This window comes from Brucella sp. NBRC 14130 (genome assembly GCF_040371715.1).
Taxonomy (GTDB): domain Bacteria; phylum Pseudomonadota; class Alphaproteobacteria; order Rhizobiales; family Rhizobiaceae; genus Brucella; species Brucella intermedia.
The window spans coordinates 89,213-104,043 of the sequence record NZ_BAABTE010000010.1 but is presented as its reverse complement, the minus strand read 5'-3'; the positions used below and the strand labels follow the sequence as shown (position 1 = coordinate 104,043).

The following is a 14,831-nucleotide window of genomic DNA, read 5'->3' as shown; positions in this document are numbered from 1 at the left end:
CAAATCCCGCTTGCTGACGACAAAATCCGGATCACTCCGCTAGCCCGACGCTGCGGGCATGTACTGATGGCCGATCCCGATATACGTATCGGGATCGTGGTCTTCGCTACGGTTTAACGCCCGCTCTCCACAAGCGGTGCCTTTCTTTAATTTGCAACGTGTTCAGGCACCTTGTTTTGCAGGATAGCCAGATCCGTGACAATCGCGGCGGCTTCGTTCTGCAACACATCGGTCGCGTTCTTGCGGCTCTTCTCGATTGCAAGGTCGGCACTCAGGCTTCGCTCGTTCGACTGCAGGCCGTCGTCAATCTGCGCATCAATGCCATCATTGGATTTTCCGCGCGCCTTGGCTCGATTTTCCTGCGCGGTCATCTCATTGCGACGCACCGTTTCATTGAGCGAGATGACCTTTTTCTCGCGCTGCGCCTTGAGCGTCGCTACATCTTCCACAAAGTCCTGGAACTCGCGGGATTTCTGCACGCGCTCGTCGTGCAGATTTTGCAGCTTTGGCAGCAATGCTTTTATGTCATCAGAGGCTTTGTATTTCGCCGCGGAAACCTGAGACCACGGCAAAGCATTATCGAAGCTCGATTCACCGACAAGCTTCAGATCGAAGAGGCCCGGCAGGCTGATATCAGGCGTCACGCCGCGCAACTGCGTCGTTCCACCGTCGACACGGAAGAACTGGGCGACCGTAAATTTAAGCTCGCCATATTCAGGCTTGGGATTGTTGGCCACTTCATCGAGGTCGACCACGGTCTGCACGGTTCCCTTGCCGAAACTAGGCTCGCCTATGACCACACCACGGCCGTAATCCTGAATTGCCGCCGCGAAAATTTCCGAGGCGGAAGCAGAGCCGCGATTGATGAGCACGCCCAACGGCCCCTTCCAGGCTGGCGTCGGAAGATTATCGCTTTCAACCTTGACTTCGCCGTTTGCATTGCGTTGCTGGACCACTGGTCCCTTGCCGACGAACAGACCTGTCAGATCAATCGCCTCGCTCAGCGAACCGCCGCCATTGTTGCGCAGATCGACCAGAACGCCATCAACCTTATCCTGCTTCAACTCGGCGATCAGCTTGGCGACATCGCGGCTGGCGCTCTTGTAGTTCTTGTCGCCCTTCCGCCGCGCTTGAATATCTTCGTAGAATGCCGGGAGCGTAATCACCCCGATCTTGCGGGTAACGTCTCCGTCCTTTACGGGAAGGATCGTCTTCTTGGCGGCCTGTTTGTCGAGACTGATCTTGTCACGAACCAGCGTGATGACATGATGCTTGCCATCGGCCCCGGCATCTGCCGGCAGGATATCGAGGCGCACGACCGATCCCTTGTCGCCGCGGATCATCTGCACAACTTCGTCGAGGCGCATTCCGATTACTTCTTTGATCGGACCGTCTTTGCCCTGACCGACGCCGATTATACGGTCGCCCACAGCAAGTTTGCCCGACGACTGCGCCGGGCCGCCCGCAACAAGCTCGCGGATCGTCGTATAGTCGTCTCTTTCCTGAAGCACCGCACCGATGCCAACCAGCGACAACTTCATGGAAATATCAAATTCGGCCGAAGCCTTGACGCCGAAATAATCGGTGTGCGGATCAACCGATGTTGTATAGGCAGCCATGAATGACTGAAAGGCATCGTCGCTCTTGTATTTATACGTGCGCTCGATGGAGTTCTCGTAACGCTTGTCGAGCGTCTTGCGAATAGTCGCATCATCCTTGCCGACGAGCTTCAGACGCAGCCAGTCGTTCTTGACGCGCTTGCGCCATAGATCGTCGCTTTCCGCGGTCGAACGCGGCCAGGGTTCCTTGTCGCGCACGATGGAGAATTCTTCCTGCTTGCTGAAATCGAAATTCTGCTTGAGCAGGCCACGCGCAAACGTCATGCGCTCGATGATGCGCATCTGATAGACGTTGAAAATGGAAAAGGGGATGGTCAGGTCCTGGCGGTCGATGGCGTCGTCGATTTCCTTGCTGCCAGTCAGGAACTTGTCGACATCTGCCTGCAGAAAGATGAGCCTGTCCGGGTCCAGTGAATCAATGAACCGGTTCATGATCCGGACCGACAAGGCGTCATCCAGCGGGACGGGCCGATAATGGAAACGCGTGAGAAATTCTGCCGTGAGATGAGCGGCTTGAACCTGCTCCGGCGATGGCTTCAGAATGGCCGGCGAACCGACTTCGAGAGCCTGCGCGGGCAAAATACCTGCCAGGAAGAGACAAACCAGGCCAATCTTGATGCGTTTCAAGTTATGTTCCATTCTTGACGCTGAGCGTTTAATTCCAACCCTTGTTGGCTAATTATGGTTTTTTGGCAACCGTCTATCCCAATTAGTGCATTTCCGGTTCTCATTCATAGGAAAAGCGCGTCCCAGCGGGTAGCGGACTTCAAGTGACTCCGATCCAAATAGTTGGGAAGACAAACAAAAACCGCCAGCTATTTATTCTGGATCGTTGTGACTGGCTTATCCGCCAAAGCCCGCTTCACTGCCGCGCGTGCAGATGCCAGATCGGGCATCACCCAGTTGGGCTCACCGCCCAGAAACTTGTCGAGAAATGCGATTGCGTAACCAGGCATTTCGGCAATGTTTTCCTTGTAGGACCACCAGGTGCGCAATTCATCTGCACATTGGTCTATATTCGGAACGGTGCCGAACTCCTGTTCCTGCACGGCAGCAATCGCGCAGATACAGTAGTTGGTGTAGAGAAATCCCTCGGGCCAAAACCCGACGATCTCGTACAGACGCCCCGCATCGCCGTCAGCCTGATTTGGCGGTGAAATAACCTTCGCCGGAGACAGCCGGATCAGTTCGCGCAGCACCAACCCGGCTGCAAATGTGATGAAATCCTTGCGGTCCACCTTGGCGAAACGCTTGTTCTGGTCCACCAGCTCCACCCAGTTCAGAAACGCCTCGGTGAGTTTCTTTTCATCAATGTCGTATTCAACACCGTAGAGCTCATGCAGCAGGCTTGCATGCTTGCGGAACGTCGCCCTGAACCAGCGCAACTGGCGCAGTCGATGACGCAAATCAGGCATCGATGCCATTTGTTCCCTGAGCAGCAAATCCATGATGCGAGCGGCCTCCTGTTTCCAAGCGACATTATGCGAAGTCGATTGAAATGTCAGTCTTCATTCGTCTTTCCTTTGCGATAAAATTATACATATTGACATTCACGAAGACAAATGTTCTCTATTTCATGAAAGGCGAACGTGGAAAATAGCCGTTTGCCCTTCGTGGGAGGAGAATAAAATGGCTATCTGGCAATGGGCTTTGCTGGCCCTCGCATTGCTGTGGGGCTTCCAGTCGCTGGGCGTCTGGTTCCAGATGCGCCACTATTCCGATGTGATGAAGGGCATCACCTCGAAATATTCCGACGGTTTTGTTGGCGCGGGTCACATACGAGGGCGTTTCGGCAAGGGTGTGATCGTGTTGATCGTCGTGGATCGCGACCTCGCGGTGCGTCGCTTCCTCCAGATGAGCGGACGAACCGTCTTTGCAAAGTTCATCCGCCGTGAAGGTTTTGAGGGAATGCGCCTTGGCGAATTGCCGGACAATCCCGCGTTTGGAGAAGGAACGCCTGAAGTGGTGGCTGCCGCCAGACAGGCGATAGAACAGATCGGTCGCATAAGAGACCAGTCCGATGGGATCGAACTCGAAGGTCTGAAGGCAGTGGGAGCATAGGAGTTGCTTGCCTGAAACAAGCAATCGAGGAGGAGCAATGTCGATAGTGACGATGTTGGCGCAACATGCCGACGCAACGATGCAATCCATACATATGGCTGGCAGCATGATTTCCGACGCGGCGCTGCATGGCAAACAGGCCGCAGAGCACGCGGGAAATGATCTTCTGCAGCTTGCGCAAGCAACGGCCCCCGCGCCGGGTGATGCGGGCGGCAGCGGAATTACCGTCGATCAGTTCAAGGAACGACTTCAAAACGTCCAACAGGAAGAGCAGCTCGGCTGGCTTGCCTCGATCGGCAAGCACTTCATCGGTGTCTTCCAGAAAGGCGGCGAGGTTTTCTCGGGGTTTGTTACAGGCATTATCCCGACGCTCGTCGTGCTGATGACCGCTTTTTATGCCGTAACGGAACTGGTTGGCGAAAAGCGCGTCCATGGTATCGCGCGCAGCGCCGGGCGCATTGCGCTGACCCGCTACACGGTACTGCCGGTTCTTTCGGTGTTCTTTCTGACCAACCCGATGGCTTACACGTTCGGCTCATTCCTGGACGAGAAATACAAGCCCGCTTTCTATGATGCGGCTGTGTCCTACGTCCATCCGCCGCTCGGTCTCTTCCCGCACATCAATCCCGGCGAATATTTTGTCTGGGGCGGCGTGCTGGTTGCCCTTCTCGAGCTTGAGAAGAAGGGGGCCGTTCCAACCGGCTATCACATCAATGTTGCCATCTGGTACGCCATCGTGGGTCTCGTGGTGATCCTTCTCAAAGGCATGCTTACAGAACGCATCACCGCCATCATGGCGCGGCGTCAGGGCATCGAGCTTTAAGCCGGAACGGGGGAGAAAAACATGGTCAAGACCTATAAGGCAGTCAAGATTTCCCGCGGCTCGAATGGCTGGGGCGGCCCGCTTGTCATTCAGCCGACCGACCAGCGCAACAAGGTGGTTTCGGTCACCGGCGGCGGCATCCATCCGCTTGCGCGCCAAATCGCCGAGCTGACCGGCGCGGAGGCGGTTGATGGTTTTCGCTCACCGCCAATCGAAAGCGAAATGGCAGTTGTGGTTGTCGATTGCGGCGGCACGGCCCGCTGCGGCGTTTATCCGCGCAAGCGCATCCCGACCGTAAACATCACTCCGGTCGGACAGGCAGGTCCGCTGGCACAATTCATCACTGAAGATATCTATGTTTCTGGCGTAAAACCGGAAAACATCGTTCCCGCTGACGGTTCAGCCGCCGCAGCTCCGGCTGCTGCTGCCGTTGAAGAAGAAAAGCCTGCGCCAGTGGAACAGCCGAGCGAAGGCGGCCTTGTCGGGCTTATCAGCAGCATCGGCCGCGTCATGGGGCGCGTCGTTGGTATCTTCTTCCAGGCCGGACGCCGCACGATCGATCAGGTTATCCGCAACGTACTGCCGTTCATGGCATTCGTGACGATGCTGATCGGCCTGATCCTCTATACGGGGATCGGCGATATTCTTGCCCAGCCGCTCGGACCATTGGCCAATAACATTGTTGGTTTGCTCGTGCTTTCCGCAATTTGCGGGCTGCCGTTCCTGTCGCCAATTCTGGGACCGGGTGCGGTTATCGCGCAGGTGGTGGGTGTGGCGATCATCGGCCCGCAGATCGCAAACGGCACCATTGCCCCGGCAATGGCCCTGCCGGCCTTGTTTGCCTATAACACGCAGGTCGGTTGCGACTTCGTGCCGGTCGGCCTGGCGCTCGGAGAAGCCAAGCCGAAGACCATCGAAATCGGCGTGCCAGCGGTTCTGATCAGCCGTCAGATCATGGGCCCGCTTTCGGTTTTGATCGCATGGCTGGTCAGCCTCGCGGTGCTTTGAGCTTTCAGCCCGCCGCAGCAAAGGCGGCGGCGGGCAATCTCCCAAACACGTGCAGTAACGATGTTTTCCGATCGATTTCGCCAAGCATCGAATACCATAGAAAGAAAGGACCGCCTCTATGTCGATACATCTGAAAACGCGGATCACCGCAATCGGCCCGGAAGTCGCGGACCTCGCTGAAGGCGGCGTTCTGATCCTGTTTGCTGACGGTTCTCCCCCGGAACTGGCAGAAGTATCTGTCCTCCATGTGGTGGAGGAAGGCCCCGAGGCTTCGGCTCCGGCCGTCGGAACGAAGATCGCAATCGGCGCACTCAAGGCCGAAATCACCGCCGTTGGCGAAAGCGCCTGGCAGAAGGTGCGCGAAATCGGGCATGTCGTCATTTCATTCACCGGTGCAGATTCGACAGATCGCCCCGGCGAAATCTGCGCCAGTGAAATAGCAGGCGAAGAGCTTGTCGCTGCTCTCAAGGAGGGGCAGATTATCACCATTGGCGGCTGAAACTGCCCATCCCTGGATTTGGAATTGCGTGTTAAAACAGACGATTGGAACCCACTTTCAACAATCATTGGGTTGAAATGTTTCAGACGTCGATTTGAGGCTTACATAGATGGAACGCTCGACTATCGTCCGGGTGCGTGAGGGGCTGCATGCGCGCCCTGCGACCCGCTTCGTTAAACTGGCCAAGGGTTTTGAGAGTGATATTGAAATCGCCAAGGCCGGAATAAGCGTAAGCGCCAAAAGCTCTGTCAAGCTGATGCTGCTTGGCGTGAAGGAGCTTGACGAAGTCACCGTTCGTGCCGATGGAGCAGACGCGATTGAAGCCATCGAAGCGCTGATCGGCTATCTGGAAAACCCGCAGGCGGGCCTGGAAGAGGTCGCCGCGCCAGCTGCACCTGATGCTCCGGCTGCACCTCAAGCCGCAACCATGCCGCAAGTCGCGATCACGCCCAAACTCCCCGCGGGCCAGATCAAGGGCGTTGGCGCAAGCGAAGGCATTTCATTGGGTGCGGCTTTTCCATTTTTCCCTGAAGAAATCAAACCTTCGGGCCGTAAGCTCGCATCCGATGAAATAGAGACCGAGATCACTCGCTTCAGGTCGGCTATCACCACCGTACAGCAACGCATGGATGCCTCCCTTTCCGGCGGCGATCTTGCAGATGCAGACAGAGGCATTATCGCAGCACTGAAGGATATTGCCGCGGATGACAGCCTGATCGACGAAGCGATCGGGCTTATTCGAGGCGGTCTCGACGCAATCTCGGCGATGCTTGCCGCGGCCTCAACCGTGGCCGGGCAATTTGCGGCACTGGATGATCCGTATCTCAACGCGCGTGCGGATGATGTGCACGCCGTCAGCCGCCAGATATGCCTTGCGCTTCTCGGCAAGGAAGACGTCAATCTGGAAGGCCTGCCGGAAGGATCGGTGCTCATCGCAGAAGACATCGGCGCCTGGGATCTCGCAAGAGCGCCGCTCAAGAAGATCAAAGGCGTCGTCTGCGGGCATGGCGGTGCGACCTCGCATGTGGCCATTATTGCGCGTACGCATGGCATTCCAGCAGTTCTTGGTCTGGGAAGCGCTGTGCAGCAACTACGAAATGCGAAAATCGTGGCAGTGGATGGAAGTTCGGGCATCGTTCATGCTGATCCGGACACAGCCGCCCGCAACGAAATCGAAGCGCGCATTTCCAGGGCCTTGCAGGAAAAGCAGGCACTTGATGCTTATCGCTCCGTCACGCCGCGCAGGGCCGACGGCACGATCATCGAAGTTGCAGCCAATATGGGTGCGCTGGAAGAGATCGAAGTCGCGCTTGAATCCGGTGCAATGGGGGTCGGGCTTTTCCGCACCGAACTTCTCTTCATGAAGCATATTCACCTGCCTTCAGAAGATATGCAGACGGAAACCTATTCCGCACTGCTGAAAGCCTTTGCGCCGAACCCCGTCATCGTTCGCACACTGGATATCGGCGGCGACAAACCGATTGCCGGTATCGAATTTCCCGAAGAAGAAAACCCTTTCCTTGGCTGGCGCGGCATTCGCATGTGTCTGGACCGGATAGACGTGTTCAAGCCGCAATTGCGAGCCCTTTTGCGGGCAGCGGTCAGCGGCAATCTCAAAGTCATGTTGCCCATGGTTTCGGATGTCGAAGAAATCCGCGCAACCAAACGCCTTATCGCCGAATGTATCGGCGAGCTTGAAAGCGAAGGCAGAGCCTTTGCCGGATTCGACCTTGGCGTGATGATCGAGACGCCCGCCGCTGTTTTCGCTGCGCGGGAACTTGCAAAAGAGGCGGCTTTCTTCTCCATCGGCACCAATGACCTGACGCAGTATGTGATGGCTGCAGACCGGCTGAACCCGACCGTGGCGAAACTCAACGATGTTAGCCATCCGGCGGTGATGGCGGCAATCGAGATGACTGCTAAAGCCGGTACGGAAGCAGGTATCATGGTCGGCATGTGCGGCGAGGCGGCAGGCAGACCGGAACTCATTGGCGAGTTCCTGCGAATGGGACTGACCGAACTCAGCATGAGTCCGGCGTCAATTCCCCGCGCGAAGAAGCTTATCCTGGATATGTTTCAGCCGTCTGCACCGGGGTCAGGGAAGATGAGCAATTAGCGTCTGGAACAACGTTTCTAGCTGCGCCTGATCGCGCTCTTCTGCTGCCTGCATGAGACGATCATGGCGCACATCCAGCGCCAGAATTGCGCTTTCCAAAGGATCGACGCCCGCCAGATCGGCCGCTTTTGCAGTCGCCAGACCACAGGCAAGCCCCACCGCTGCAAAACAGGTCGTTTCAAATTTGCGCAAGGCTTGGGGGTCGCGATGCCCTTCCATGGAGATGAACCGCACTGGTCTTTCGTCAAGCAGTTCCAGAAAAAGGGCTGTCACGGCCCTGGAGGTGGCAGCAATTTTCGCTTCGCCTGCTTCTGCGGAAAATACGCTCTTCAGCAAAGAGCCATGTTTCCGCATCATCCTTGCATGAACAGCTACGAATGCCGCTTCCTGGATAAGCGCGTTCTGCAACTGATGGCGGCGCGACACTTCCTTGGTGAGATAATACATATCCTTGCGGAAAGCGCGTGCCCCTTCCGTGCCAGCCCCGAAATAGACCGACAAGCTTTTCACATGCGGAGCGCTGTTATGTACCTTAGGGTCAGCCGAAATCAGCGAAATGGAAATCGTTTCGGCTGTCGTCAGAGCCTTGTCCACCATGCTTGCCGCATGTTCCAGCAACAGTTCAGGAGACGGGATGTCGCTGCGCCTTTCGGCCTCCGGCAAACCTTCGTGGCAATTGCGACGAATCATGTATCGAACGCCACGCAGGCGGTCCTTCAGATTGACTGCAATTTCTTCCGAAAGAGTGCGCAACATTGTCGATTTCCTTATGACAGCACCATCGCAACAGGATGGACCAGACACATGAATTATGGTTTGCCTTCACACGGAAAAGCAATAGTTTCGGTGTAAGAACAGCGCTTATATAATGCAGTATTACGCCATTAATTTGAGGGATAGTTTTGAAAAAGGCCGGCAGGAAGACACAGAAAAATCCGGAAACAGCGGACCTTATCATCGGATCGGAAGGTGTGGCTGCCGAAAACCGTACAAGCCGGCTGCGAACACGCGCTGCGTGGATGTATTATGTCGAACAAATGACCCAGAACGACATCGCGGAAGCGCTCGGTGTCGGGCGTGTCACAATCGTTCGCCTTCTTGCCGATGCCCGTGCTCGCAATGAAGTAAAGATTACCATCGAAGGCAAGCTGGCAAGTCTGACATCCCTCGAAGTCGAACTTGAGAAAACCTTCGGACTGGACCGCGCCATCGTCGCCCCCCTCTCTTCGCCCGACATCGATCCTATCCCGCCAATCAGTGCCGCCACGGGCGCCTATCTTTCCGAAAAGGTGCAGCACGGCATGACGATCGGCGTCGGTTGGGGGCGCACTCTTTCCAGCACCCTGCAACATATCGGGGCGCGCCCGCTCAACGATCTGAAAGTCATTTCCCTGCTCGGCGGCATCGTACAGCCCCGCCGTTCAAATCCGCCGGAATTTGCCTGGCAGTTTGCGCAGATTTTTCAGGGCGAAGGCTACCTGATCCCCGCCCCGGCTCTGGTCGACAGCAAGGAAACCCGCGTTGCCCTCATAGAGCGCTGCGGCCTGAACACCGTGCTCGACATGGCCGAAGAACTCGACATGGTCCTGCTCAGCGTCGGCGATATTCAAACCGCCAGCAGCACGTCCTATCGTGTGGGCCTGATCGATGAGGCGCAGAAACTGTCGCTCATCGAAAACGGCGCCGTTGGCGACGTGCTTTTCCATTTCTATGACAAGAACGGCAAGATCGTCGATGATCCGGTCCATGATCGTGTCATGTCGGCGAAGATCGAAAGTCTACAAAAGACGCCGCAGCGTATCCTCACGTCAGGCGGAAAAGAGAAGATTGCAGCCCTGCTTGGCGCGATAAAGCTTCTGAAGCCGACCGTTCTCATCACCGATGAAGAAAGTGCCGCGCAGATGCTCCGTGAAATGGCGCAACCGGAATGAAAGACAGCACATCGCTGCAACGCGATGTGCTGTTCTTGATTACATTGCTTCGGCAGCGGCTGCGCACTCCTTCAGGATTTGCAGCACGGCAGTCCGCTCCTCGATCTGTGGCATATGTCCGCAACCGGCGAAGATGTGGATGCCAACTTTGCCCGGCAGACCATGCGCGTGAGCAACGGGGATAACCCGGTCTTCCGCTCCGAAGATAAGCCGCACCGGCATCGCAAGAGCTGCAATGCTTGAGCGAATCTCAAAGGTTTGCGTGCCATCTGCGAAGAACCGGGCGCCAATCGCTTCCTGCGTATTGCGCAGTTCGGTATCGGCAGCCTGCGCAACTGTTGCATTAATGAACGGCTTGGTCAGACGGGTCTCGTCGGCGACGAGCAGCTTCAGCCAGGGAACGATGCTGGCTTCGCTTTTCGCGCCGACAAGCCCCTTGATGAAGGCGCCGTTGATCTGGGGTCCCAAGCCGCCCGATGAAATCAGAAGCAAGGAGCGCACATCGATGAGCCCCCGCGCCGCAACGACACTCGCCACCGCGCCGCCAAGCGAATGCCCGACCAAAAGGCACGAGCCGACCCCCAGGGACCCGAGCGTCGCTTCCACCGCCGCAGCAATATCGTCGATACTTTCGGGAACGATACGGGGCGAATTGCCATGTCCGGGAAGATCAAGCGCGAGGATCGGACGGCCAAGCGATGCGCCGGCAAACAATCCGCGCCAGGAATTGAGATCGGCTGCAAAGCCATGGAGCAGAACCACCGGCAGACGCCCTGCTTCCCCCTCACGCAACCACACTGCATTGAGCTGGCCGAGCGGGGTCGGTTCGGCATTTTTGCTTGCAAACGATTTGGCCGGGACCGCAGGATTCGCAACGCCAATATCGCCTTCGACGTCCTTCTTCTGCACGCGACCCTTCGGACCCGATCCCTGAACGGTAGCGAGGTCGATGCCTGCATCACGCGCAAGCCGCCGGGCGAGCGGTGTCGCCCGGACCTTGTCGGCTGAATCCCGTTCATCGTCTTGGGAGGACTTGGGACCATGCTGTTTCGGCGTTGCTGTTTCGATTGCCCTATCGACGGGCGCGGCAGCAATCGGCTCTTGGGCAACCGCTGCGGGCTTGCCGCTGCGCTCTTCGCCTTCTTCATAAATCCAGGCGACAGCCTGACCGACAGGCACAACGGCCCCTTCCGCCGCGCTGATGTCCGCGATGACGCCCGAAGCAGGCGCCTCGACTTCCATCGCAGCCTTGTCGGTCTCGATTTCAAAGAGAAGCTGGCCTTTCGTGACCGTATCGCCATCCTTGGCGTACCATCGCGAAATCTGGCCCGTTTCCATATCCATATCGACTTTGGGGAGAATGACTTCCACGGCCATGGTCAGCGCACTCCCTTAACCAGATCGCGAGCGCTTCTCAAAATGTCGGGCACCTGTGGAACGGTCGCGCGCTCGAGGTCGGGGTTGTAAGGAATTGGAGTTTCGGCACCGCCAAGGCGAACGATTGGCGCGTCCAGATAGTCGAAAGCATCGCTTTCCGCGACGATTGCGGAGATTTCAGCACCGATGCCAAGCGTCTTCACCGCTTCATAAACGCAGAGCAGCCTGGACGTCTTCTTGACGCTTTTGATGATGGTTTCGCGATCGATCGGACGTACCGTGCGCAGGTCGATCACTTCAACGTCGATCCCTTCGCGGGCAAGTTCGCCAGCCGCATCGAGCGCCTTGTGCACCATGATGGCGGTTGCAACAATGGTCAGGTCGCGACCTTCGCGCACCACTTCCGCCTTGCCGATAGGAACCGTGTAAAAGCCTTCGGGAACAGGGCCTTTCGTCTTGTAAAGCAGCTTGTGCTCAAAGATCATTACAGGGTCTGGATCCTCGACGGCCGCCAGCAACATGCCTTTGGCGTCATGCGGGGTGGAAGGCTGGAGGACCTTCAGGCCCGGGACATGCCCCAGCCATGCCTCAAGGCTCTGGCTATGCTGCGCCGCAGCGCCCGTTCCAGAGCCTGCCGGAAAGCGCATGACCAGCGGCACGGACACAGCGCCGCCAAGCATGTAGCGGATTTTTGCCGCCTGATTGACGATCTGCTCCATACCCAGGGCAGCAAAGTCGGAAAACTGGAACTCGAAGATCGGGCGCATGCCGGTCAATGCTGCACCAACCGCTACACCAGCGCCCCCCAGTTCCGAAATCGGCGTATCCATAACCCGGTCTTCACCGAAGCGATGGACAAGATCACCGGTCACCTGAAACGCGCCGCCATACACGCCAATATCTTCGCCCATCAGAAACACGCGATCATCGCGCTCCATGGCAATCGCCATGGCTTCCTGAATGGCTTGCGAATAGCTCAACTCACGGATTGTCGTGTCCATGTTCAAATATCGTCCGTGTAAACGTCGCGGGTCAGATTGGTAAGATCGGGCGCAGGGCTGTTCCTGGCGAATTCAATCGCCTCGGCGATTTCCTTCTCGACCTCCGCGCGGATTGCCTCGATCTCGGCGTCGTTGATGAAACCATAGGCTTTCAGATCAGCCTCGAAATGCGCGATTGGATCGCGATCATTCTGCCAATGCTCGATTTCTTCCTTGGTACGATACCGGTTGCGGTCGCTCTTGGAATGACCGCGGATACGGTAAGTCTTGTTTTCGATCAGCGTTGGTCCATCCCCGCGCCGTGCGCGCTCGGTGGCCTCGCTGACGGCTTCCGCCACTTCGGACAGATTATTGCCATCCACGATCACGCCCGGCATGTTATAGGCCGAGGCACGGTCAGCCACATTTGCGACCGCCGTCGATCGCTTGGTCGAGGTGGACATGCCGTAACCGTTGTTTTCGCAGACGAAAACGACCGGGAGCTTCCAGACGGAGGCCATGTTGAGCGCTTCATGAAAAGCACCTTCATTGTTGGCGCCATCACCGAAGAACGACACGACAACCTTGCCGTTCTTTTGCTTCTTGGCTGAAAGAGCAGCTCCCACGGCAATCGGAATGCCACCACCGACAATACCGTTTGCGCCAAGATTGCCCTTGGAAACATCGGCGATGTGCATGGAGCCGCCACGGCCCTTGCAATAGCCGGTTTCCTTGCCAAAAAACTCGGCAAACATGCGCTTCACGTCCGCGCCTTTGGCAATGCAGTGGCCGTGCCCGCGATGGGTGGATGTGATCATGTCGTCGTCGTTGAGCGGCAGACAGGAGCCCATCGCGCTTGCTTCCTGCCCGATGGAGAGATGCATCGTCCCGTGAATGAGGCCACGGGTGTAGCTTTCTTCCGCACCCTCTTCAAAGCGGCGGATGAGATACATTTTATGCAGCGCTTCTTTCAGTTGATCCGGCGAATAGGTGCGGAAAGCATAGGGCAAGTTGTGACGGTCGCCCGTATCCTGCGGTTCGACTTTTTTGGCTTGAACCATGATGTTTGTCCTTACGCTCCGTAAACGAGCTTGTCCTGACGCGCGCGCAGCTCGGCAATCCTGGAACCGGGAGCAACAGCCGCGTTATCGTAGGTGATGAGCTCGCCCTTTTTGATCGGCTTGGTCACGCTGCCGCCCTGCAGAAGCCCGCAAGGGATCGCATGCGCGCTACGCGCTTCGCCTGAGGTCATGATCCACGCGCGGTAGCAATATTCGCCAATAGCGTCGAGCTTTTCGCCTGGCTGCATGTCCTTCTTTGCAACCGCGGCCACTTCCGCGACCGGCTTTGAAAGCGGCACCATGTCCGGCTTGCCGTAGAGCACCACCCGGGCACAGGTGAGCGGCACTTCGAGGGAAGTCAGGTGATATGGACGATGGAATGTGAAATATGGACCCTTGCCCATCTTCAAATCTTCCATACGCTCGGAAATACGCGGATGCGACATGTCGGCCACGACAAACACGCCCGGCGCTACGCCCTTGCCGATGGAATAATCGACCACGCCGACCTTCGACAGCACGCCGCCGTCCTTTTCAGGAATCAGTGTCTTGTTGAGCTGGTCGAGCGTTGCAGCAGGGCCATGCATGCCAGCCTTATCCGGGACAAGACCCGTGGCATTGGCAATGGCGGCCATTTCGACCATGGTTTTCGAACCATCCACGAATTCCACCAGCATGCGCACATTCATGTTTCGGCGCGTGGCTTCTTCAATATATTGGTCGGGAACAGCATCGATGTTGAGCGGGTTGTTCTTGCCCTTTCCAGCGGCCACAATCGGATGGCCCATCGCGGTCACGAACTCGATCAACTCCATGCATGACGACGGCTCATCGCCGGCACCCAGTGAATAGGTGACGCCGAGACGTTCAGCTTCCGCTTTCAGGTAAGCGCCGATCGTGACGTCCGCTTCGACATTCATCATGACGAGATGCTTGCCATGCTCCATGGCGCGCAGGCCGATTTCGGCGCCGACAGCCGGAACTCCGGTCGCATCGATCACAACATCGATAAGGTCGTTTTCAAGGATCAGATCGGCATTGTCGGTTACGGCGACCTTGTGCGCCTCCATGGCGGCAGTCAGATCGGAAGCGGTCGAAACCTCGCGGCCATGGCCTTCTTCCTGGAAAGCAATATCGACCGCCTTCAGGGCGTTGGGAATACGCAGTTCGGAGATGGCGCCAATTTCGATGCCGGGCATATGCGCGACACGCGTGACGATATCCGTGCCCATTTCGCCGGAGCCAATCAGGCCGATGCGAATGGGCCGCCCACTATCCGCACGCGCCTGCATGTCACGCGCCAAACCTGTCAACGCCACATTGGTTGCCATCGCTTCCTCCTGAACCTCCCTGCAA

Annotated in this window: 13 protein-coding genes; 6 read left to right on the top strand and 7 right to left on the bottom strand. The window is 57.1% G+C overall.

Going from position 1 to position 14,831, the window contains the following annotated elements; genetic code table 11:
* Positions 1–146: 146 nt before the first annotated feature.
* The gene (locus tag ABWW28_RS19490; RefSeq protein ID WP_176588585.1) at positions 147–2,258 is read right to left on the bottom strand and encodes a carboxy terminal-processing peptidase; all 2,112 of its coding nucleotides are present in this window, start codon (positions 2,256–2,258) and stop codon (positions 147–149) included.
* Between the two features lie 176 nt (positions 2,259–2,434).
* Positions 2,435–3,067: a hypothetical protein gene (locus ABWW28_RS19485; protein ID WP_176588584.1), complete on the bottom strand. Its 633-nt coding sequence runs from the start codon at positions 3,065–3,067 to the stop codon at positions 2,435–2,437.
* A 181-nt stretch (positions 3,068–3,248) separates the two neighbouring features.
* On the opposite strand from ABWW28_RS19485, the gene ABWW28_RS19480 reads away from it, so the two are divergent.
* The 5 genes from ABWW28_RS19480 (at position 3,249) to ptsP (ending at position 8,126) form a co-directional block, all read left to right on the top strand.
* Positions 3,249–3,680: a transcriptional regulator GutM gene (locus ABWW28_RS19480; RefSeq protein ID WP_151659332.1), complete on the top strand. Its 432-nt coding sequence runs from the start codon at positions 3,249–3,251 to the stop codon at positions 3,678–3,680.
* Between the two features lie 37 nt (positions 3,681–3,717).
* Positions 3,718–4,503 carry a PTS glucitol/sorbitol transporter subunit IIC gene (gene srlA / locus ABWW28_RS19475; protein ID WP_100651475.1) on the top strand — a complete coding sequence of 262 codons (786 nt, stop codon included), beginning with the start codon at positions 3,718–3,720 and terminating at the stop codon, positions 4,501–4,503.
* A gap of 21 nt (positions 4,504–4,524) precedes the next feature.
* Positions 4,525–5,511 (top strand): PTS glucitol/sorbitol transporter subunit IIB, encoded by a 987-nt coding sequence (gene srlE / locus ABWW28_RS19470; protein WP_006471858.1) that lies wholly within the window; start codon positions 4,525–4,527, stop codon positions 5,509–5,511.
* Positions 5,512–5,629: 118 nt separating this feature from the next.
* Positions 5,630–6,010 carry a PTS glucitol/sorbitol transporter subunit IIA gene (locus tag ABWW28_RS19465; RefSeq protein ID WP_006470095.1) on the top strand — a complete coding sequence of 127 codons (381 nt, stop codon included), beginning with the start codon at positions 5,630–5,632 and terminating at the stop codon, positions 6,008–6,010.
* Between the two features lie 109 nt (positions 6,011–6,119).
* Positions 6,120–8,126: a phosphoenolpyruvate--protein phosphotransferase gene (gene ptsP / locus ABWW28_RS19460; RefSeq protein WP_176588583.1), complete on the top strand. Its 2,007-nt coding sequence runs from the start codon at positions 6,120–6,122 to the stop codon at positions 8,124–8,126.
* On the opposite strand, the gene ABWW28_RS19455 is transcribed toward ptsP, so the two are convergent.
* Positions 8,106–8,882, bottom strand: coding sequence for a hypothetical protein (locus ABWW28_RS19455; protein ID WP_176588582.1), 777 nt, complete (start codon positions 8,880–8,882; stop codon positions 8,106–8,108). The two genes, ptsP and ABWW28_RS19455, sit on opposite strands and share 21 nt — an antisense overlap.
* Positions 8,883–9,028: 146 nt before the next feature.
* Here ABWW28_RS19455 and ABWW28_RS19450 point away from each other — a divergent pair, with 146 nt between their 5' ends.
* A complete protein-coding gene (locus ABWW28_RS19450) occupies positions 9,029–10,057 on the top strand; it encodes a sugar-binding transcriptional regulator (RefSeq protein WP_176588581.1) in 1,029 nt (342 codons plus the stop codon).
* A gap of 39 nt (positions 10,058–10,096) precedes the next feature.
* Here ABWW28_RS19450 and ABWW28_RS19445 read toward each other — a convergent pair whose 3' ends face one another.
* The 4 genes from ABWW28_RS19445 to ABWW28_RS19430 are packed head-to-tail and all read right to left on the bottom strand — an operon-like array spanning position 10,097 to position 14,806.
* The gene (locus ABWW28_RS19445; protein WP_176588580.1) at positions 10,097–11,434 is read right to left on the bottom strand and encodes an acetoin dehydrogenase dihydrolipoyllysine-residue acetyltransferase subunit; all 1,338 of its coding nucleotides are present in this window, start codon (positions 11,432–11,434) and stop codon (positions 10,097–10,099) included.
* Between the two features lie 2 nt (positions 11,435–11,436).
* Positions 11,437–12,435 (bottom strand): alpha-ketoacid dehydrogenase subunit beta, encoded by a 999-nt coding sequence (locus ABWW28_RS19440; RefSeq protein ID WP_176588579.1) that lies wholly within the window; start codon positions 12,433–12,435, stop codon positions 11,437–11,439.
* Positions 12,436–12,437: 2 nt separating this feature from the next.
* Positions 12,438–13,475, bottom strand: a complete 1,038-nt coding sequence (locus ABWW28_RS19435) for a thiamine pyrophosphate-dependent dehydrogenase E1 component subunit alpha (RefSeq protein WP_176588578.1) — start codon at positions 13,473–13,475, stop codon at positions 12,438–12,440.
* An 11-nt stretch (positions 13,476–13,486) separates the two neighbouring features.
* Positions 13,487–14,806, bottom strand: coding sequence for an NAD(P)H-dependent oxidoreductase (locus tag ABWW28_RS19430; protein WP_151659326.1), 1,320 nt, complete (start codon positions 14,804–14,806; stop codon positions 13,487–13,489).
* Positions 14,807–14,831: the final 25 nt, after the last annotated feature.